General features: G+C 73.2%; 16 protein-coding genes. 9 read left to right on the top strand and 7 right to left on the bottom strand.

What is annotated here, in order from left to right:
• Positions 1–54 precede the first annotated feature (54 nt).
• From AB0F18_RS05185 to AB0F18_RS05165, 5 genes are all read right to left on the bottom strand, one after another.
• Positions 55–1,029 carry an alpha/beta hydrolase gene (locus tag AB0F18_RS05185; RefSeq protein WP_362055146.1) on the bottom strand — a complete coding sequence of 325 codons (975 nt, stop codon included), beginning with the start codon at positions 1,027–1,029 and terminating at the stop codon, positions 55–57.
• Positions 1,026–1,484 (bottom strand): phage holin family protein, encoded by a 459-nt coding sequence (locus tag AB0F18_RS05180; RefSeq protein WP_344169478.1) that lies wholly within the window; start codon positions 1,482–1,484, stop codon positions 1,026–1,028. Before AB0F18_RS05180 ends, AB0F18_RS05185 begins: the two co-directional genes overlap by 4 nt.
• A gap of 54 nt (positions 1,485–1,538) precedes the next feature.
• Complete coding sequence (nhaA, locus tag AB0F18_RS05175; RefSeq protein ID WP_362055144.1) at positions 1,539–2,984, bottom strand: Na+/H+ antiporter NhaA; 1,446 nt, start codon at positions 2,982–2,984, stop codon at positions 1,539–1,541.
• 227 nt (positions 2,985–3,211) lie between these two features.
• On the bottom strand, positions 3,212–5,167 hold the full coding sequence (gene acs, locus AB0F18_RS05170) for an acetate--CoA ligase (protein WP_362055142.1): 1,956 nt from the start codon (positions 5,165–5,167) through the stop codon (positions 3,212–3,214).
• Between the two features lie 268 nt (positions 5,168–5,435).
• The gene (locus AB0F18_RS05165; RefSeq protein ID WP_362055141.1) at positions 5,436–7,913 is read right to left on the bottom strand and encodes a SulP family inorganic anion transporter; all 2,478 of its coding nucleotides are present in this window, start codon (positions 7,911–7,913) and stop codon (positions 5,436–5,438) included.
• 234 nt (positions 7,914–8,147) lie between these two features.
• On the opposite strand from AB0F18_RS05165, the gene AB0F18_RS05160 reads away from it, so the two are divergent.
• The gene (locus AB0F18_RS05160) at positions 8,148–9,458 is read left to right on the top strand and encodes a hypothetical protein (protein WP_362055139.1); all 1,311 of its coding nucleotides are present in this window, start codon (positions 8,148–8,150) and stop codon (positions 9,456–9,458) included.
• Here the strand turns inward: AB0F18_RS05160 and AB0F18_RS05155 are convergent.
• Entirely contained in the window at positions 9,415–10,425 is a 1,011-nt protein-coding gene (locus AB0F18_RS05155) for an ATP-binding protein (RefSeq protein ID WP_362055138.1), read from the bottom strand. The genes AB0F18_RS05160 and AB0F18_RS05155 overlap by 44 nt on opposite strands.
• A gap of 109 nt (positions 10,426–10,534) precedes the next feature.
• Here AB0F18_RS05155 and AB0F18_RS05150 point away from each other — a divergent pair, with 109 nt between their 5' ends.
• Positions 10,535–11,356 carry an oxidoreductase gene (locus tag AB0F18_RS05150; RefSeq protein WP_362055136.1) on the top strand — a complete coding sequence of 274 codons (822 nt, stop codon included), beginning with the start codon at positions 10,535–10,537 and terminating at the stop codon, positions 11,354–11,356.
• A 389-nt stretch (positions 11,357–11,745) separates the two neighbouring features.
• Here the strand turns inward: AB0F18_RS05150 and AB0F18_RS05145 are convergent, their stop codons facing one another.
• The gene (locus AB0F18_RS05145) at positions 11,746–12,615 is read right to left on the bottom strand and encodes an HAD-IB family hydrolase (RefSeq protein WP_362055134.1); all 870 of its coding nucleotides are present in this window, start codon (positions 12,613–12,615) and stop codon (positions 11,746–11,748) included.
• A gap of 453 nt (positions 12,616–13,068) precedes the next feature.
• Here AB0F18_RS05145 and ssd point away from each other — a divergent pair, with 453 nt between their 5' ends.
• The 7 genes from ssd to AB0F18_RS05110 all read left to right on the top strand — a co-directional run bounded on the left by ssd (position 13,069) and on the right by AB0F18_RS05110 (position 18,136).
• Entirely contained in the window at positions 13,069–14,274 is a 1,206-nt protein-coding gene (ssd, locus tag AB0F18_RS05140; protein WP_362055132.1) for a septum site-determining protein Ssd, read from the top strand.
• Complete coding sequence (locus tag AB0F18_RS05135) at positions 14,271–15,419, top strand: TadA family conjugal transfer-associated ATPase (RefSeq protein ID WP_362055131.1); 1,149 nt, start codon at positions 14,271–14,273, stop codon at positions 15,417–15,419. Before ssd ends, AB0F18_RS05135 begins: the two co-directional genes overlap by 4 nt.
• Positions 15,416–16,300: a type II secretion system F family protein gene (locus AB0F18_RS05130; RefSeq protein ID WP_362055130.1), complete on the top strand. Its 885-nt coding sequence runs from the start codon at positions 15,416–15,418 to the stop codon at positions 16,298–16,300. The genes AB0F18_RS05135 and AB0F18_RS05130 overlap by 4 nt, the downstream gene beginning before the upstream one ends.
• The gene (locus AB0F18_RS05125) at positions 16,300–17,079 is read left to right on the top strand and encodes a type II secretion system F family protein (RefSeq protein WP_362055129.1); all 780 of its coding nucleotides are present in this window, start codon (positions 16,300–16,302) and stop codon (positions 17,077–17,079) included. Before AB0F18_RS05130 ends, AB0F18_RS05125 begins: the two co-directional genes overlap by 1 nt.
• 85 nt (positions 17,080–17,164) lie before the next feature.
• Complete coding sequence (locus AB0F18_RS05120; protein WP_362055128.1) at positions 17,165–17,362, top strand: DUF4244 domain-containing protein; 198 nt, start codon at positions 17,165–17,167, stop codon at positions 17,360–17,362.
• Entirely contained in the window at positions 17,349–17,726 is a 378-nt protein-coding gene (locus tag AB0F18_RS05115; RefSeq protein ID WP_362055127.1) for a TadE family type IV pilus minor pilin, read from the top strand. Before AB0F18_RS05120 ends, AB0F18_RS05115 begins: the two co-directional genes overlap by 14 nt.
• On the top strand, positions 17,618–18,136 hold the full coding sequence (locus AB0F18_RS05110; RefSeq protein ID WP_362055126.1) for an Rv3654c family TadE-like protein: 519 nt from the start codon (positions 17,618–17,620) through the stop codon (positions 18,134–18,136). The genes AB0F18_RS05115 and AB0F18_RS05110 overlap by 109 nt, the downstream gene beginning before the upstream one ends.
• Positions 18,137–18,145: the final 9 nt, after the last annotated feature.

Genomic DNA, 18,145 nt, shown 5'->3' with positions numbered 1-18,145 from the left:
ACACCGTGCCGTCACGTACTGGCCAAAGGCCCGTCAGATGCCGCTGAGAGGCCCTCAGGGGCGGTCGGGCTCCGGGTCCTTGAGCCAGTTCACCAGCTCGGCGGAGAAGGCGGCCGGGTCCTCCTCGTGCGGGAAGTGCCCCAGGCCGTCGAAGAGCCGCCACCGGTACGGGGCCTCGACGTACTCCCCGGAACCGGCGGCGCTCCGCGTCCGCATCACCGGGTCCAGCGATCCGTGCAGGTGCAGCGTCGGCACCCGTACGGGCCGCTTCATCCGGCGGTAGAACTGGAGTCCGTCCGGACGGGCCATCGAGCGCATCATCCAGCGGTAGGGCTCGATCGAGCAGTGCGCGGTGGACGGGATGCACATCGCCCGCCGGTACACGGCGAGCGCGTCCTCGTCCGCGCTGTCCTCCTGGAGCCGCGGCCCGGACCAGTCGCGGATCAGCTGCTCCACGAGGGCGCCGTCGTCGGCGACCAGCTGCCGCTCGGGGATGAACGGCCGCTGGAAGCCCCAGATGTGGGAGCTCGCCCGGGTCTGGCCGAGGTCGCCCATCATGGCCGAGCGCCAGCGGCGCGGGTGCGGCATGGAGGAGACCACCAGCCGGCGCACCAGCTTGGGCCGCATCACGGCGGCCGTCCAGGCGAGGTAGCCGCCCAGGTCGTGCCCGACGAGGGCGGCGTCCGGCTCGCCGAGGGACCGGACGACCCCGGTGATGTCGAGCGCGAGGTTCGCCGGGTCGTAGCCGCGCGGGGTGCGGTCGCTGCCGCCCACCCCGCGCAGGTCCATGGCGACCGCGCGGTACCCGGCGTCCGCGAGGGCGGTCAGCTGGTGCCGCCAGGTCCACCAGAACTGCGGGAAGCCGTGCAGCAGGAGGACCAGCGGCCCGTCGCCGAGCTCCGCGACGTGGAACCGGGCGCCGTTGGCGGCGACGTCCCGGTGGGTCACCGCCCTGCCGTCCGGCAGGTCGATCCGTACCGCCGTGGCAGCGGTGGGCGGAGTGCTGGAGTCCGGCGAGGGGGCTGTCATGAGGACGAGCGTGCCACACCCACGGCCTGGTCACTCAACGGCCGCGGATGCGGCTTGACGGTTCCCACCAGCGCGGCCGTCTGCTTGACGGAGTCCATCGTCTTCACCGGCGGCTTGATCTTCTTGAACTTGGCCACCGCCAGCAGCCCGACCAGGCCTGCCAGCAGCCAGAACGCGCCGCCGACGATGAGGAAGGACCAGGCGAGCCCGAGCCCGAGATTGTGGATGCCGTAGGCCGCGGCGAAACTCAGTACGGGGAGGGAGAAGAGCACGAGCACGCCGGCCGCGATCGCGGCGCCGCTGCCGATGCCCGCGCGCTTGACGTCCTGCTTGATTTCCACCTTGGCGAGCGCGATCTCGTCGTGCACCAGGGCGGACATCTCGGCGGTGGCCGCGGCGACGAGCTGGCCGAGTGTGCGCTCGGCCCCCGGAGCCCCTTGGTCCACTGCGCTCATCTCTGTCTCCCTCTGTCGTCGTCTGCCGGCGGCTGTCCTCCGTCGTCAGTCAGATCATGCCGGACGGTCGGCGCGCGTGCTGGATCCGCCCGCGCCTTCGCTCGCGCCGCCGTCCGGCTCCGGGCCCGCCGCGAGGGCGGCGGCGGTGGCCCGGCGGCGGTGTTCGGCGGCCTTCTCCTCGTGGATCCGTGCCATCCGCAAGTGGTACTCCGGGTTGCCCTCCTCGTAGATGTCCGGGATCCCGTCGCGGTCCTCGTCGCGCTCCTCGGCCTCGGTCAGCGCCCGGTACTTGCGGTCGCGCAGCTTGAGCATGACGCAGGCGATCACGGCCGCGATGAGGGAGCCGAGCAGGACGGCCGCCTTGACCTCGTCGGTGAGCACGGGGTCCTCGGCGAAGGCGAGTTCGCCGATCAGGAGCGAGACGGTGAAGCCGATCCCGGCGAGGGAGGCCACGGCCAGTACGTCGGGCCAGGCGAGGTCCTCGCTGAGCTCGGCCCGGGTGAAGCGGGCGGCCAGCCAGGTGCCGCCGAAGATGCCCACCGTCTTGCCGACGACCAGGCCGAGGACCACGCCGAGGGTCTCGGGACGGGTGAAGACCTGAGCGATCGACTCGTCCGAAAGGGAGACCCCCGCGGAGAACAGGGCGAAGAGCGGCACGGCCAGACCGGCCGACAGGGGCCGGACCAGGTGCTCGATGTGCTCGCCGGGGGAGTGCCGCTCCCCCTCGCGGCGGCTGCAGCGCAGCATCAGGCCCATGGCGACGCCGGCGATGGTGGCGTGGACGCCGCTGTTGTACATCAGGCCCCAGATGACCAGGGCGAGGGGGACGTAGACGTACCAGCCGCGAACGCCGGCGCGCAGCAGGAACCAGAAGAGGACCAGGCCCAGTACGGCCCCGCCCAGGGCCGGGAAGTTGATGCTGCCGGTGAAGAACACCGCGATGATCAGGATGGCGAAGAGGTCGTCGACGACGGCCAGGGTCAGCAGGAAGGCGCGCAGCGCGGAGGGCAGCGAGGTGCCGATGACCGCGAGGACGGCGAGGGCGAAGGCGATGTCGGTGGCGGTCGGGACCGCCCAGCCGGCGGTCGAGCCGCTCCCGAGGGTGTTGACCAGCAGGTAGACCAGCGCGGGTACGGCCATACCGCAGAGGGCGGCGACGACGGGGAGGGCGGCGGCCTTGGCGTCGCGCAGGTCGCCCGCGACGAGTTCGCGTTTGAGCTCGATGCCGGCGACGAAGAAGAAGACCGCGAGGAGGCCGTCGGCCGCCCAGTGCTGGAGCGAGAGGTCCAGGCCGAGGGCGGCGGGGCCGATGTGGAACGAACGGACGCTGTCGAAGCTGTCCGTGAGGGCGGGGATGTTGGCCCATATGAGGGCGGCTATCGCGGCGACCAGCAACAGGACGCCGCCGACGGTCTCGGTGCGCAGCGCGTCCGCGACGAAGCGGCGCTCGGGGAGCGAGAGCCGTCCGAGGAGCTTGCGGCGGGGTGCGGGCGTGGCCACGGGGGGAACCTCCGGTCGGTCGACGGCATGACGCATGCAGTTGCCGACCAGACTTCCCGGCGCACCCAGAGACTTCAGTGAGACTTTTAGAGCGTCAAATCTTGACGCTTCTCATATTTTACAGGGCCCGTTCCGCTGTATCGGGTGATCTTCACCTTAAACGGGCGGAGGGCGCCCGGCGCGCTGTGCGCCGGACGCCCTCGGGGGCCGTTTCGATCGGTCGCCGGTCAGTCCTCGTCGGAGGCGCTGGGCAGCTTCGTCTGGATCAGGTCCATCACGGAGGAGTCCGCGAGCGTGGTGACGTCACCGACCGCGCGGTTCTCCGCCACGTCGCGCAGCAGACGGCGCATGATCTTGCCGGAGCGGGTCTTCGGCAGCTCCTGGACCGGCAGGATCCGCTTCGGCTTGGCGATCGGTCCGAGGGTGGCGCCCACGTGGTTGCGCAGCTCGCCGACCAGACCCTCCGTCTCCGAGGCGCTGCCGCGCAGGATGACGAAGGCCACGATCGCCTGACCGGTGGTCTCGTCGGCGGCGCCGACCACGGCGGCCTCGGCGACGGAGGGGTGCGAGACGAGCGCGGACTCCACCTCGGTGGTGGAGATGTTGTGGCCCGACACCAGCATCACGTCGTCGACGCGGCCCAGCAGCCAGATGTCGCCGTCGTCGTCCTTCTTGGCGCCGTCGCCCGCGAAGTAGCGGCCCTCGAAGCGGGACCAGTAGGTGTCGATGAACCGCTGGTCGTCGCCCCAGATGGTGCGCAGCATCGACGGCCACGGCTCGGTGAGGACCAGGTAGCCGCCTCCGCCGTTCGGGACCTCGTGGCCCTCGTCGTCGACGACGGTGGCGCCGATTCCGGGCAGGGCGCGCTGGGCCGAGCCCGGCTTGGTGGCGGTGACGCCCGGGAGCGGGGAGATCATCATGGCGCCGGTCTCGGTCTGCCACCAGGTGTCCACGATCGGGCAGCGGTCGCCGCCGATGTGCTTGCGGTACCAGATCCAGGCCTCGGGGTTGATCGGCTCGCCGACCGAGCCGAGCACGCGCAGGCTCGACAGGTCGAACTTCGCGGGGATGTCGTCGCCCCACTTCATGAACGTGCGGATCGCCGTGGGCGCGGTGTAGAGGATGGTGACGCCGTACTTCTGCACGACCTCCCAGAACCGGCCCTGGTGCGGGGTGTCCGGGGTGCCCTCGTACATCACCTGCGTGGCGCCGTTGGCCAGCGGGCCGTAGACGATGTAGGAGTGCCCGGTGACCCAGCCGATGTCGGCGGTGCACCAGTAGACGTCGCTCTCCGGCTTGAGGTCGAAGACGGCGTGGTGGGTGTACGAGGCCTGCGTGAGGTACCCGCCGGAGGTGTGCAGGATGCCCTTGGGCTTACCCGTGGTCCCCGAGGTGTAGAGGATGAACAGCGGGTGCTCGGCGTCGAAGGCCTGCGGGACGTGCTCGGTGGACTGGCGGCCGACCAGGTCGTGCCACCACAGGTCGCGGCCCTCGGTGAAGGCGGTGTCCTGGCCGGTGCGGCGGACGACGAGGACGTGCTCGACCTGCGGGCACTTGGCCACGGCCTCGTCGATGGCGGGCTTGAGGGCGCTGGGCTTGCCGCGGCGGTAGCCGCCGTCGGCGGTGATCACCAGCTTGGCGTCGGCGTCCTGGATGCGGGAGGCGACGGCGTCGGCGGAGAAGCCGCCGAAGACCACCGAGTGGGCGGCGCCGACGCGGGCGCACGCGAGCATCGCGACGACCGCCTCGGGGATCATCGGGAGGTAGACGGCTACCCGGTCGCCCGCCTGGACGCCGAGCTCGGTGAGGGCGTTCGCGGCCTGCGAGACCTCGTCCTTGAGCTGGGCGTAGGTGATCGAGCGGCTGTCGCCGGGCTCGCCCTCGAAGTGGATGGCGACGCGCTCGCCGTTGCCGGCCGCCACGTGCCGGTCGACGCAGTTGTACGCGACGTTCAGCTTGCCGTCGGCGAACCACTTCGCGAAGGGCGGGTTGCTCCAGTCGAGCGTCTCGGTGGGCTCGGTGTCCCAGGTCAGCCGTCGGGCCTGCTCGGCCCAGAAGCCCAGCCGGTCCGCGTCGGCCCGCGCGTAGGCGGCCTCGGTCACATTCGCGGCGGCGGCCAGATCGGCGGGCGGTGCGAACCGCCGCTCCTCTTTCAGCAGGTTGGCCAGGCTTTCGTTGCTCACGACATCTCCCTTTCCCAGGGGTTCCGTTGTCCCCCGGGCATAGCTGAGTCCCCGGGGGACAGCTCATCAGTCAGACGCCCAGGTGACAAGGGGTTGCCGAAAATTGGTTTAGACCTATACCACGACTGGGCCCGTGCCCGGCCCCGTACGCACGGCGTGTCGGCGTCGGCCGGCGGCGTACGGACGGCCCCTTCCCGCCACAGGGGTGCGGGAAGGGGCTGACGGCTTGCACGGATACGGGAGGGTATCGGTTCGGACGGGCCTCCGGTCAGGCGTTCTGGCCGACGCTGTCGAAAACGCGACAGTCGAAGAAGTCCTCGCCGGAGGACAGGAGATAGGCCTGGGCCTCACCCACGTGGAAGTACATCCCGTGCAGTTCCAGCGTCCCGTCGGCGAGCCGCCGGGCCACCGATTCGTGGGCCCGCAGGTGCTCCAGCTGCTGCACCACGTTGGTCAGGCAGAGCTGCTCCACCGCGTCGGCCGGGAGCCGTCCCGAGATCCGGGCCCAGGCGTGGTGCCGGCTGCCCATCCGCTCCAGGCTGGGCAGGCCGTGCCGCAGCCAGCGGCTCAGCGGGGTCACCGGGGCGCCCGGGCGGGAGTTGAGCAGGGCCTGCATGGCCCCGCAGCCCGAGTGCCCGCACACCGTGATGCTGGCGACCTGGAGCACGTCCACGGCGTACTCGATGGCCGCCGCGACCGAATCGTCGCCGGACTCGGCGCCGGGCAGCGGGACGAGGTTGCCCACGTTGCGCACGGTGAACAGGTCACCCGGGCCGCTGGCGGTGATCATGCTGGTGACCAGGCGGGAGTCGGCGCAGGTCAGGAAGAGCTGCGAGGGGCGCTGGCCCTCGCGCGCCAGCCGGGCCAGCTCCTCCCGCACGTGCGGGGCGGTGTCCCGCTGGAAGGCGCCGATCCCGCTGACGAGTTGGCCCGCCCCGCGCCGCCTGGGGGCGGCCGCCGGGGATCCGGGGGCCCCCGCCGCGCTGGGAACCTTGGGCAGGGCAGCGCCCTCGGCGCCGCCGTGTCCCGCCTGGGGGGCGGGGACGGACTGGGCGGCCCGGTGGTCGCAGTGGTTCTGCCAGGGCGTCCAGGGGCGGCAGCACTGGTGCGCCCCCCGGCCCGCCTCGGCCCGGTGGCCGCCCGCCACCGCGCTCCCGCCCTCGCGAGCACCCTCGCCGGGGTGCTCGTCCCCGCCGGAGCGGGAGTCGCCGGACGCACCCCGAGCCCCGCCGGAGATCGCCGCGCCGCCCCGGCCGGTGAGTTCGAGCGAACCGCCGTGCGCCAGATGTGACTCCTGCCAGTCCTGCAGGGTCTCGTAGGCGGCGTGGTCCATGAACGAACCGTCCAGCTCGACCACCGCGTGCCCGCCGTGCGGGACCTGGTTCAGCACCCGGCTGAGCCGGGGCACCGCCAGGAAGGTCAACTGCCCGCGCGCCGTGACCCGGTGGACGCTCTCGTGCTCCACGGCCGTGATCCGGGTCCGGGCCAGCCGGCGCAGGGCCAGGGCCACGGCCACCGCGATCCCGACGGCCACGCCCTCCAGCACCCCGCCCAGTACCACGGCCGCGATCGTGGTCGCGTAGACCAGGATCTCGCGGTGCCGGCTGACCGTCCGCAGGTGCGTGATGCTGACCATCTGGATCCCGACGGCCATCACCAGGGCGGCCAGGGCCGCGAGCGGGATCAGGTCCAGGACCGGGACGAGCAGACCGGCCGCGAGGACCACCCACAGGCCGTGGAACATGGCCGATTTCCGGCTGACGGCTCCCGACTTGACGTTCGCCACGCTGCGCACGGCCACACCCGTGATCGGCAGCCCGCCCAGCAGCCCGGAGACGATGTTCGCCGCGCCCTGGCCGCGCAGTTCGCGGTCGAGGTCGGCGCGGGGCGGGCGGTTGTCCGTACCGCGCTCGGAGGCGATCAGCTTGTCCGTGGCGACCGAGGACAGCAGGGACTCCACGCTGCCGACCAGCGTGATGGTCAGGACGGCGGCGATCAGTCCGAGCACCGGCCCCTCGGGCAGTTCGGGCAGCGCGTGGCTGCTCCAGGACGGCAGGTCGACCCGGGGCAGGGCGAGCCCGGCGAGGGCCGCGAACGCCGTGGCCGAGGCGACGGCGGCCAGCGCGGCCGGCACCTTCCGCAGGGCGCGGCCCGCCCGCCCGGGCAGCCGGTTCCAGCCGAGCAGGACGCCCAGCGTCAGCGCGCTCACCGCCAGCGCGGCCGGATGCGGATCGGCCAACTGGGCGGGCAGGCCGCGCACATTGGCCACGGCAGAGCTCTGCGGGGTGCCGCCGAGCACGATGTGCAGCTGGGCGAGCGCGATGGTCACGCCGATGCCCGCGAGCATCCCGTGCACGATCGCCGGACTGACCATCAGCGCCGACCGGGCCGTGCGCAGGAGGGCGAGTCCGAGCTGGCAGCAGCCTGCCAGCACCGTGATGGCGCAGGTGGTGCGCCAGCCGTAGTGCTGGATCAACTCGGCGGTCACGACCGTGAGTCCGGCGGCGGGGCCGCTCACCTGGAGGGGCGCGCCGCCGAGCCGTCCGGCCACGATCCCGCCCACGGCCGCGGCCACCAGCCCGGCTTGCAGGGGGGCGCCGGTGGCGAGTGCGATGCCGAGGGAGAGCGGCAGGGCGATCAGGAAGACGGCTGCGGATGCGGAGAGGTCGGCCGGGAGGTCCTTGCGGAAGCTCCTCCCGCCCGATGGCTGCCGGACGGTGGATGAGGCTGGTGCGGTGGCTGTCATGGGGTCCCGTCTCCTCTGGGGAGGGATGAAGCGGCGGGAGTCTCAACACTCGGTAAATGGATGGTAATGGAGAGTAAAGAAGAGCGGGAGGTAATACGGGCAAATGGCCTAGAAGCCCACCCGAGAGAGTGATTAAGCATTTTGTCTGGCTTGTCACACCTTCCTAAAACCGCACCGCGTGGGACGTTGCGTCGCGAACGTCCTGCTTCGGAACTGCGAGGGAGAGGTGTGCGGATGATGGCCGCCACGAAGAAGATCGCCGGCGGGCTGGTCGCCACGGCCCTGGTCCTGTGCGCCGCCGGGTGCAGCGGTTCGGGGTCTCCGGGGCGCGGGTCCCCCGGCGCGCCGAACGGGAGGAAGGGCGCCGCCGCCCCCGAGGCGCCCGGCAGCGTCAACCGGCCGATCGGCGACGGCTCGACCGCCTACACCGGTGCGCAGCCGAACGTGCAGAAGCCGGAGAAGCTCAAGCCCGGCGAGAAGCCGCCGCAGTTCGTGGTGTTCTCGTGGGACGGGGCCGGCGAGGACAGCCAGAAGCTCTTCTCGCACTTCCGCGAGGTCGGCAAGGAGTACAACGCGCGGATGACCTACTTCCTCAGCGGCGTGTACCTGCTGCCGGAGGAGAAACGTTCCCTCTACACCGCGCCGCAGCACTCACCCGGCCGCTCCGACATCGGCTTCGGCGACCTCCAGGGCATCAAGGACACCGCCACCCAGGTCCGTGCGGCCTGGCTGGAGGGCAACGAGATCGGCACCCACTTCAACGGCCACTTCTGCGGTCCCGACGGCGGCGTGGGCACCTGGTCCGTCGAGGAGTGGAAGAGCGAGATCAACCAGGCCAAGTCCTTCGTCAAGAACTGGAAGACCAACGCCGGCCTGAAGGAGATGGACCCGCTCCCCTTCGACTACGACAAGGAGCTCATCGGCGCCCGCACCCCCTGCCTCGAAGGCCAGAAGAACTTCATGCTGGCGGCCAGGGACATGGGCTTCCGCTACGACTCCAGCGGGATCAGCAAGCAGGTCTGGCCCAAGAAGACGGACGGGCTCTGGGACCTCCCGCTCCAGCTGGTGCCGATGCCGGGGCGGGCCTTCGACACCCTGAGCATGGACTACAACTACATGGTCAACCAGTCCGGGACGACCACCCAGGGCGACCCCTCGCAGCACCAGTACTGGGGCGACCAGATGCGCGACGGCCTGAAGCAGGCCTTCGACCGGGCCTACGAGGGCAACCGCGCACCGCTGATCATCGGCAACCACTTCGAGTCGTGGAACGGCGGCACCTACATGCGGGCCGTCGAGGAGTCCATCAAGACCATGTGCACCCAGAAGGAGGTCCGCTGCGTGCCCTTCCGGGAGCTGGCCGACTGGCTGGACGCCCAGGACCCGAAGACGCTGGACTGGCTGCGGTCCCTGGAGGTCGGCCAGGCGCCGAAGGAAGGCTGGACGAAGTTCCTCACCGCGGGGCCGCCGGCCGCTCCGGCCGCCCCGCACGCGGGCAAGGTCAAGCCGGCTGAGGGGCCGGCCGGCGAGCCGGAAGAGGACTGACCAGACCCTCGTGGAGGACGAAGCCGGGGTCGACCTGCTCCGCCAGGTCGACCCCGGTCTTGGCGTTGCCCCAGCTCTCGGCGTTGCGCAGGTGGAAGTGGACCATCTGGTCGGTGTACCTGCCCCAGTCCCGCCCGGAGTAGGAGTCCTCCGTCGCATTCTGGAGGGCCCGCAGGGCCAGCCGGTTGGTGGCCTCCAGCAGGTCGAAGGCGGCAGGGCGGCCCCGCTCCATCGCCCGCACCCAGTCGGAGTGCCCGAAGGTGACCAGCAGGTCCTCGCCCACCTCGTCCTGGAGGAACTCGATGTCCTCCGGCCCCTGCACCTTGTTGCCGACCACCCGCAGCGAGATCCCGAAGTCGCGGGCGTACTCCTTGTACTGGCGGTAGACCGAGACGCCCTTGCGGGTCGGCTCGGCGACCAGGAAGGTCATGTCGAAGCGGGTGAACATGCCCGAGGCGAAGGAGTCCGAGCCGGCCGTCATGTCGACGACGACGTACTCGTCCGGGCCGTCGACCAGGTGGTTGAGGCAGAGCTCGACCGCGCCGACCTTCGAGTGGTAGCAGGCCACCCCGAGGTCCGATTCGGTGAAGGGGCCCGTCGCCATCAGCCGCACGGGGTCCCCGTCCAGCAGCAGCGTGCGCGCGCAGGCCTCGTAGACCGGGTTGTCCTCGTCCACCCGCAGCAGGCGGGAGCCGGGCCCTGGCGGCGTCGTCTTGATCATGCTGTCGGCCGAGGCGATGCGCGGGTTCGAGCCGCGCAGATACTCCTTGATCAGGGGCAGGTGCGCGCCCAGCGCGGGCAGTGCGGCGGCCTCGTCCTCGGTGAGCCCGAGGGCGGCTCCCAGGTGCTGGTTGATGTCGGCGTCCACCGCGACGACGGGGGCACCACTGGCTGCGAGGTGGCGGATGAAGAGGGAGGACAGCGTGGTCTTCCCGCTGCCTCCCTTTCCCACGAAAGCGATCTTCATGTTCACCAAGAGTAGTGGCTCGACCGCGGAGTGTGGTCAAGGTGAGTGAAGAAGACCACTCCAAGGAGGGGTCGGTGCTATGGGGGCGCAGTGCGTAGGCTCCCTACTTATGAGTAGTGCTTCTGACCCGCTGGCGGCCCTGGGCGCCCTCCCGGGTGTCGCAGAGTCCGTGGAATCCGTACGCAAGGCCGTGGACCGGGTCTACGGGCACCGGGTCATGCGCCGGCGCAGCGGGGAGATCACTTCGGAGGCCGCGCTGCGCGCCGCCCGGGGGAGCGCGGCGCTGTCCGGGGCCGACTGGGCGCTGGAGGAGGTCCGCCGCCGCACCGACTTCGGCGCGGATCCGGAGGCGCTGGTGGTGGGTGCGGCCCTGCGCCTGACGGCGGAGGCCGGCCAGCTGCTGAGCATCTGGCGGCAGTCGCCGATGCGGGTCCTCGCCCGGCTGCACCTGGTCGCGTCCGGTTCGGCCGAGGAGGGGGACGTGGTGGGCCGCCCCCGCCTGGCCGGTGAGCCGGTGGACGAGCCGCTCGTGGACCTTCCGCTCCCGGCCGCCGACGAGGTCGCGGGGCGGCTCGACGGCCTGTCCCGGGTGGTCATCGCGGGCGGGTCGGCTCCGGCCCTGGTCACGGCGGCGGTGGTGCACGGCGAGCTGATGGCGCTGCGGCCCTTCGCCTCGCACAACGGACTGGTCGCGCGGGCCGCGGAGCGGATCGTGCTGATCAACAGCGGTCTCGACCCGAAGGCGATCTGCCCGGCCGAGGTCGGTCACGCCGAGCAGGGGCCGGAGGCCTACCTGGAGGCGTTCAAGGGCTACGTCTCGGGGACTGCCGAGGGGATGGCGGCCTGGATCGCGCACTGCGGGCGCGCGGTCGAACTCGGTGCGCGCGAGTCGACGGCGGTGTGCGAGGCGCTCCAGCGCGGCGCGGCGTAGGGCGCGGCGCAGGGCGCACAGGGTTGCGGCGACACCATACTGCTCTGGTGTCGCCGCTGGCATTTACGCCCAGTTACCAAGCGTCCTCGATGGTGCCCATCAGGCCGGGTACTTTGCCCGTGGCCTGGTGCGGCTGGCCCGTAATCGACGGGTCGACGTCGCGTGGGTGCTCGGCGTTCATGCTTCGGTCCGTGGGCCTTACTGCGTTTTAAAGATGATCCTCTCGGATGTTCTTTGGTCTCGCGGGCCGTGACTCATTTGTACCTCTCTTCGGAGCGGAGTGAAACCCCTGGCCCGAGTTCTTTACTTTCCCGGCGAAACTGGGTGATTCGGACACCCCGTATCGCCCCAGGTCAGGACAAGACTCCTGCCTCCGGAGGGGCCGCGGATCAGGCCGAGGCGAGGGCGGCGGCGGCCCTGCGGCGGCTCGCGTACCAGACCAGCCCGGCGGTCGCCGCGGCCGCGCCGACCGCCGCCGCGGCGACGAGCGCGGGCCGTGCGGGCACGGACAGGCCGGGCAGCCGCTGCTTGAGCCGCACCGGCTTGCTGAACACCAGCACCGGCCACTCCCGTGCGACGGCCTCGCGCCTCAGGGCCCGGTCGGGATTGACCGCGTGCGGATGCCCGACCGCCTCCAGCATCGGTACGTCGGTGACGGAGTCGCTGTACGCGTAGCACCGCGCGAGGTCGTAGCCCTCGGACTCGGCGAGCTCCCGCACGGCTTCCGCCTTCGTGGGCCCGTAGGCGTAGTACTCGATCTCCCCGGTGAAGCAGCCGTCCTCGCCGACCACCATGCGGGTGGCCACGACCCGGTCCGCGCCGAGCATCTCGCCGATGGGCTCGACGACTTCGGCGCCGGAGCTGGACACGATCACCACGTCACGGCCCGCGGTGTGGTGGGCCTCGATGAGGGACGCGGCCTCGTCGTAGATGATCGGGTCGATCAGGTCGTGCAGCGCTTCGGCGACGATCTCCCGCACCTGCCGGACGTTCCACCCCTTGCAGAGGGCGGACAGGTACTCGCGCATCCGCTCCATCTGGTCGTGGTCGGCGCCGCCGGCCAGGAAGATGAACTGGGTGTACGCGGTCCGCAGCACGGCCCGCCGGTTGATCAGGCCACCCTGGTAGAAGGACTTGCTGAACGTCAGGGCGCTCGACTTCGCAATGACCGTCTTGTCCAGGTCGAAGAAGGCGGCGGTCCGAGGCGAGGAGTGCGGCAAGGGCTGATTTTCCACGCACCGAGCATATGCGCCCACCATTCGGCGTAAGGTGTGGCGCGTGGGTTTGCCTGAGAAGGCTCTCGGGTACACCATGGAAGTCACGGATCGTTCGCGACCGTGCTAACCCGGTCTGGCTCCTCCCCCCCCGAGTCGGACCGTGGGGACGACCCCCGCTCTCCCCCCCGGCGGGGGTCGTCGCATGTCCGGACGCGGTTTGCGCCCCACTCCTTCGGCTTCCGACGGACATCTGCGCGACCCCTCCCCTTCGACGGGCCCGCACGGCACCGGCCCTCACCCCCTCCGACGCGTGACTCTGCGTAGTTGTTCCGGCGCGCTCCGGAACTCACCTGATGGGGTGGCGAAGATATTCACAAGTGGCTTCTTGTCCACAGTTTTCCAGCAAGATCCACTTCTTTTTCCGGATCCCTGCACCGTGATTCCAGCCGCGAAGTCCGCGGCGTGTGGATTTGCAGTGAGAAGGGGGCGGAGATCATGGCTGGATCGAAGTCGTGCGAAGCGCCGGAGCCCGTCGTGGCGGGTGGGAGCGGGCTGCCCGCCCGTGTGGCGGGGGCCGTGCCGGGCGGCGGGCGGCCGCTGATCATCACCGAGGACCCGCTGCTGCTCGACGATCTGCTGCGGCTGTGCGCCGCGGCGGGCGCCGAGCCGCATGTGCACCACGCGGTGCCGGAGCAAAGCGGGGCCGGTGGTGACCCCGGTGGCGGGGGTGACGCGAGCGGCGCCGGAGGCCGCGCGGCCGTCGGCTGGGACACCGCCCCGCTGGTCCTGGTCGGGGACGACGTCGCGCGCCGGGTGCGCGGGGCACCGCGCCGGGACGGGGTGTTCCTCGTCGGCCGCGACCTCGACGACCCCTTCGTGTGGCAGCGGGCGGTGGAGATCGGCGCAGAGGAGGTGCTGCGGCTGCCCGACGCCGAGCACCGGCTCGTCGACCGCCTCGCCGATGTCGTCGAAGGGGCCGGGAGGCCCGCCCTGACCGTCGGGGTCATCGGCGGCAGCGGCGGGGCCGGGGCCTCCACCCTCGCCTGCGCCCTCGCGCTGCGGGCCGCCCGGTCCGGGGAGCGCACCATCCTCATCGACGGTGACCCCCTCGGCGGGGGCATGGACGTCCTGCTCGGCGGTGAGGGCGCCGAGGGGCTGCGCTGGCCGGACCTCGCCGCCTCGCGCGGCCGGGTCGGAGCCGGGGCGCTGGAGGAGTCCCTGCCCGAACTGCACGCCTTGCGCGTGCTGAGCTGGGACCGGGGCGACCGGGTGGTGGTGCCGCCCGCCGCGATGCGGTCGGTCGTGGCCGCCGCCCGCCGGCGGGGCGGGGTGGTCGTGGTCGACCTGCCCCGCCGGGTGGACGAGGCCGTGGCGGAGGTACTGGCCCAGCTGGACCTCGTCCTGCTCGTGGTCCCCGGCGAACTGCGCTCGGTGGCCGCGGCGGGCCGGGTCGCGGCCGGGGTGCGGATGGTGGCCCGGGACGTCCGCGTGGTCGTACGGGGCCGCTGTCGGCAGGGGCTCGACGCCGAAGCGGTCGCGGCGCTGCTGGGAGCGCCGCTGGCCGGGGAGGTGCCCGTGGAGGTGGGGCTGCCCGGCCGGGTGGCCGAGGGGGAACCGCCGGGCGCGCGGGGTGCGTTGGCCCGCTTCTGCGACGGCTTCTGGCGGCGGGCGCTCGGCTCCGCGCAGGGGGTGCCGGCATGAGCGCGGTCCTGCTGGACGCCGTACGCCGGCGCCTCGCCGAGGACGGCGCGGAGCCCACGCCCGCCCGGGTCGCGGCGGCCCTGCGGGCGCAGGGCCGGTTGCTCGGGGACGCGGAAGTGCTGGGCGTGGCCGCCGAGTTGCGGTCGGAGCTGGTCGGGGCGGGGCCGCTGGAGCGGCTGCTCGCCGACCCCGGGGTCACCGATGTGCTGGTGGCCGCCCCGGACCGGGTGTGGGTGGACCGGGGCGGCGGGCTGGAGCTGACGGGGGTGACCTTCGCCGACGCCGAGGCCGTGCGCAGGCTGGCCCAGCGGCTGGCCGCGGTCGCGGGGCGGCGGCTGGACGACGCCCGGCCCTGGGTGGACGCCCGGTTGCCGGACGGCACCCGGCTGCACGCCGTCCTCCCGCCGGTGGCCGTCGGATCGGCGTGCCTGTCGCTGCGGGTGGTCCGGCCCAGGGCGTTCACGCTCGACGAGCTGGTCGCCGCCGGGACCCTGCCGCCGGGCGGTCAGCGGCTGCTGCGGGCGATGGTCGAGGCCCGGCTGTCCTTCCTCGTCTCCGGCGGGACGGGGACCGGGAAGACCACCCTCCTCAGCGCCCTGCTCGGACTGGTCGGGCCGGCCGAACGGATCGTGCTGGCCGAGGACTCCGCCGAACTGCGGCCGGACCACCCCCATGTGGTGCGGCTGGAGACGCGGCCGGCGAACCAGGAGGGTGCGGGGCTGGTCACCCTGGCCGACCTGGTCCGGCAGGCCCTGCGGATGCGCCCCGACCGGCTGGTGGTCGGCGAGGTGCGGGGCGCCGAGGTGGCCGATCTGCTGGCCGCCCTCAACACCGGGCACGAGGGTGGCTGCGGCACGGTGCACGCCAACGCCGCCGAGCACGTGCCCGCCCGGCTGGAGGCCCTCGGGACCGCCGCCGGTCTCGACCGGGCCGCCCTGCATAGCCAGTTGGCGGCCGCGCTGACCCTGGTGGTCCATCTGGTCCGGGACCGCTCGGGGCGCCGGAGGGTGGCCGAGGTCCATGTGCTGGAGCGGGACCCGGCCGGACTGGTGGTGACCGTCCCGGCACTGCGCTGGGGTGCGCGCGGCTTCGTACGGGAGCGGGGCTGGGAGCGGCTCGGTCCGCTGCTGCGGGGTGCCCGGTGAACGCCGGGGCGTTCGGGTCGGTGCCGGTGTTCGCCGGGGCGCTGTGCGCCGGGGCGGCCGCCTGGGGACTGGCCGGGGGCGACGGGCCGTCCCGCCGGGCCCGGCTGGTCCTGGCGGGGGGAGTTGCGGCCCTGCCGGGCGGGCCGCCGCCCGGGCTGCGGCTGGCGGCCGCGGTGCGCGTGCGGGCCTCGCGGTGGCGGGAGGGGGCCGTGCTCGCGGCCGGTCTGCTGGTCGCCGTCCTCGGTGGGTCGCCGATCCCGCTGCTGCTGGGGGTGGCCGCGGTGCCGCTGGTGCGCCGGTGGCTGCGGGCCCGGGAGCGGGAGCGGGCACGGTCCGCCAGGGCGGCGGAGGTGGTGGCGCTGTGCGGGGCCGTGGTCGGGGAGTTGCGGGCCGGCGCCCAGCCCGGGCAGGCGCTGACGGCGGCGATACGGCGTACGGCGGCCGGCCCCGGCGGCCCGGGTCCGGCGGAGGCGGCGGTGCTGGCGGCCGCGGCGTTCGGCGGCGACGTGGCCTGCGCCCTCCGTGAGGCGGCGCGGGAGCCGGGCGCCGAGGGGCTGGCCGGGATGGCGGCCTGCTGGCTGGTCTCGGTGGACGGCGGGGCGGGGCTCGCGGCCGGGCTGGACCGGCTGGAGGGGGCCCTGCGGGCCGAGCGGGACCGGAAGGAGTCCTTGCGGGCCCAGCTGGCGGGGGCCAGGTCGACGGCGGTGGTGCTCGCGCTGCTGCCGCTGGTGGGGCTGCTGATGGGCACCGGGCTCGGGGCCGACCCGCTGCGGGTGCTGCTGCACTCGCCGGTGGGCTGGGGCTGCCTGGCGGCGGGCGGGGTGCTGGAGGCGCTGGGGCTGCTGTGGTGCCGCCGGATCGTACGGACGGGGGAGCGGTGATGGGCGGGGCGGTGGTCCACAGGCTGGGGACGGTCCTGTGCGTGGCGGTGGCGGTGTGGGGCCTGGCGTCGGCGGTGTCGGCGCAGATAGGGCGGCGGGCGGCGCGGCGCAGGCTCGCCGCCGTCTTCCGGGCGGCGGAGCCCGTACGGAGGGGGCCGCTGCGGGGCCGCCGGGTGCGGGAGGCGGTGGTCGCCTGGGCGGTGCCGGCCGGGGTGCTGCTGGCGGGCTGGTTGCTGGTCGGCGGGGTGCCGGGGCTGCTGGCCGGGTGCGGTGCGGCGGCCGGTGTGCGGTGGTGGTCGGCCCGGCCCCGGCCGCCCGCCGGGGTGGATCCGCGGGAGGCGGAAGGGCAGTTGCCGCTCGCGGCGGACCTGCTGGCCGCCTGTCTGGCGGCGGGTGCGGGGCCGGTGGAGGCGGCCGAGGTGGTGGGGGAGTCGCTGGGCGGGCCGGTGGGCGAGCGGCTGGCGCTGGCGGGGGCGGAGCTCCGGCTCGGCGGCGAACCGGGCGCGGCGTGGGGGAGGTTGGCGGGCATACCCGGGGCCCGGGGCCTGGCGGAGTGCCTGGAGCGGGCCGCGCGGACGGGGGCGCCCGCGGCGGAGCCGGTCTCCCGGCTGGCGGCGGCCCTGCGGGCGGACCGTTCCCGGCAGGCGGCCGCCCGGGCGCAGCGGGCCGCGGTTCTGGTCACAGCGCCGGTGGGGCTGTGCTTCCTCCCCGCCTTCCTCGCGGTCGGGGTGGCTCCGGTGGTGATCGGAATGGCCTCCGGTCTGCTGTCGGCCGGCTGAAATCCCGAAGTCCCCCGAGGCTGCGGCGGGACTCCGAATCAAAACCTGAAATCACATCAAGAACGTAATCCCACAGGAGGTTGTCATGAGGATCATCTGGTTTCGTCTGCGGACGGCTGTGAGCGGTCGCGGGAGCGACGCGGGAATGTCGACTTCGGAATACGCCATGGGCACGATCGCGGCCTGTGCGTTCGCCGCGGTTCTGTACAAGGTGGTGACGAGTGACGTGGTCTCGACGGCCCTCCAGTCGACCATCGGGAAGGCGCTCGATGCGCCCTTCTGAGGTAAAGCCGCGGGCCCTCGCGGACCGGGGCTATGTGACGGCGGAGGCGGCACTCGTCATTCCGGCCCTGGTGCTGTTCGCGGCGCTCCTGGTGTGGGCGCTGATGGCGGCGGCTGCGCAGATCCGGTGTGTGGACGCCGCCCGGGCGGGGGCCCGGGCGGCGGCCCGGTCGGAGCCGGCGGAGGCGGTGCTGGCGGCGGCCCGGCAGGCCGCCCCGCCGGGGGCGGAGGTGGAGCTGGAGCGGTCGGGCGATCTGTGGCGGGTCCGGGTGGCGGCGCCCGCCCCGGGTCCGGCGGGGCTGCCCGTACGGATCGGGGCGCGGGCGGTGGCCCTGGCCGAGGACAGCGTGGGGCCGCCGCCGTGAGCCGGGACCGGGGCTCCGCGACGGTGTGGGCCACCGTGGTGGCCACGGTGCTGGTGGCGGTGTTCGGGGGTGTGCTGCTGCTCGGGCAGGCGGTGGTGGCCCGGCACCGGGCGGGCGCCGCGGCTGATCTGGCGGCCCTCGCGGCGGCGGCTTCCTGGGCGCACGGCCCGCAGGCCGCCTGTGCGGCGGCCGGGCGGGTGGCGGGGGCCCAGGGGGCGGTGGTGGCCGGGTGCCGCGTCGGGGGCGAGGTGGCCGAGGTCACCGCGGTCGTCCGGGCCGGCCCCTTCGCCCCCGCGGTCCGGGCCCCCGCCGGGCCCCCCCCCGCCCCCCCCCCCCCCCCCCCCCCGGCCAGCGGGGGGGTGGGGCACAGTGTAACCTATAACGGGGTTTACAAGGTGGGGGGCGGGTGAAGAAAAAAA

Source organism: Streptomyces sp. NPDC029216, assembly GCF_040648015.1.
Lineage (GTDB): Bacteria > Actinomycetota > Actinomycetes > Streptomycetales > Streptomycetaceae > Streptomyces.
Note: the sequence above shows the minus strand (reverse complement) of the source record. Positions and strands in the feature narration are given on the sequence as shown.

Bases quoted from the DNA above. Each gene is read 5' to 3' on its own strand.
- AB0F18_RS05150 (WP_362055136.1), top strand. From the start codon at position 10,535: ATGAGTAGTGCTTCTGACCCGCTGGCGGCCCTGGGCGCCCTCCCGGGT.
- AB0F18_RS05135 (WP_362055131.1), top strand. From the start codon at position 14,271: ATGAGCGCGGTCCTGCTGGACGCCGTACGCCGGCGCCTCGCCGAGGAC.
- AB0F18_RS05145 (WP_362055134.1), bottom strand. From the start codon at position 12,615: ATGGTGGGCGCATATGCTCGGTGCGTGGAAAATCAGCCCTTGCCGCAC.
- AB0F18_RS05120 (WP_362055128.1), top strand. From the start codon at position 17,165: ATGAGGATCATCTGGTTTCGTCTGCGGACGGCTGTGAGCGGTCGCGGG.
- AB0F18_RS05155 (WP_362055138.1), bottom strand. From the start codon at position 10,425: ATGAAGATCGCTTTCGTGGGAAAGGGAGGCAGCGGGAAGACCACGCTG.
- AB0F18_RS05180 (WP_344169478.1), bottom strand. From the start codon at position 1,484: ATGAGCGCAGTGGACCAAGGGGCTCCGGGGGCCGAGCGCACACTCGGC.
- AB0F18_RS05165 (WP_362055141.1), bottom strand. From the start codon at position 7,913: ATGACAGCCACCGCACCAGCCTCATCCACCGTCCGGCAGCCATCGGGC.
- AB0F18_RS05185 (WP_362055146.1), bottom strand. From the start codon at position 1,029: ATGACAGCCCCCTCGCCGGACTCCAGCACTCCGCCCACCGCTGCCACG.
- AB0F18_RS05115 (WP_362055127.1), top strand. From the start codon at position 17,349: ATGCGCCCTTCTGAGGTAAAGCCGCGGGCCCTCGCGGACCGGGGCTAT.
- AB0F18_RS05125 (WP_362055129.1), top strand. From the start codon at position 16,300: ATGGGCGGGGCGGTGGTCCACAGGCTGGGGACGGTCCTGTGCGTGGCG.
- ssd (WP_362055132.1), top strand. From the start codon at position 13,069: ATGGCTGGATCGAAGTCGTGCGAAGCGCCGGAGCCCGTCGTGGCGGGT.
- AB0F18_RS05160 (WP_362055139.1), top strand. From the start codon at position 8,148: ATGATGGCCGCCACGAAGAAGATCGCCGGCGGGCTGGTCGCCACGGCC.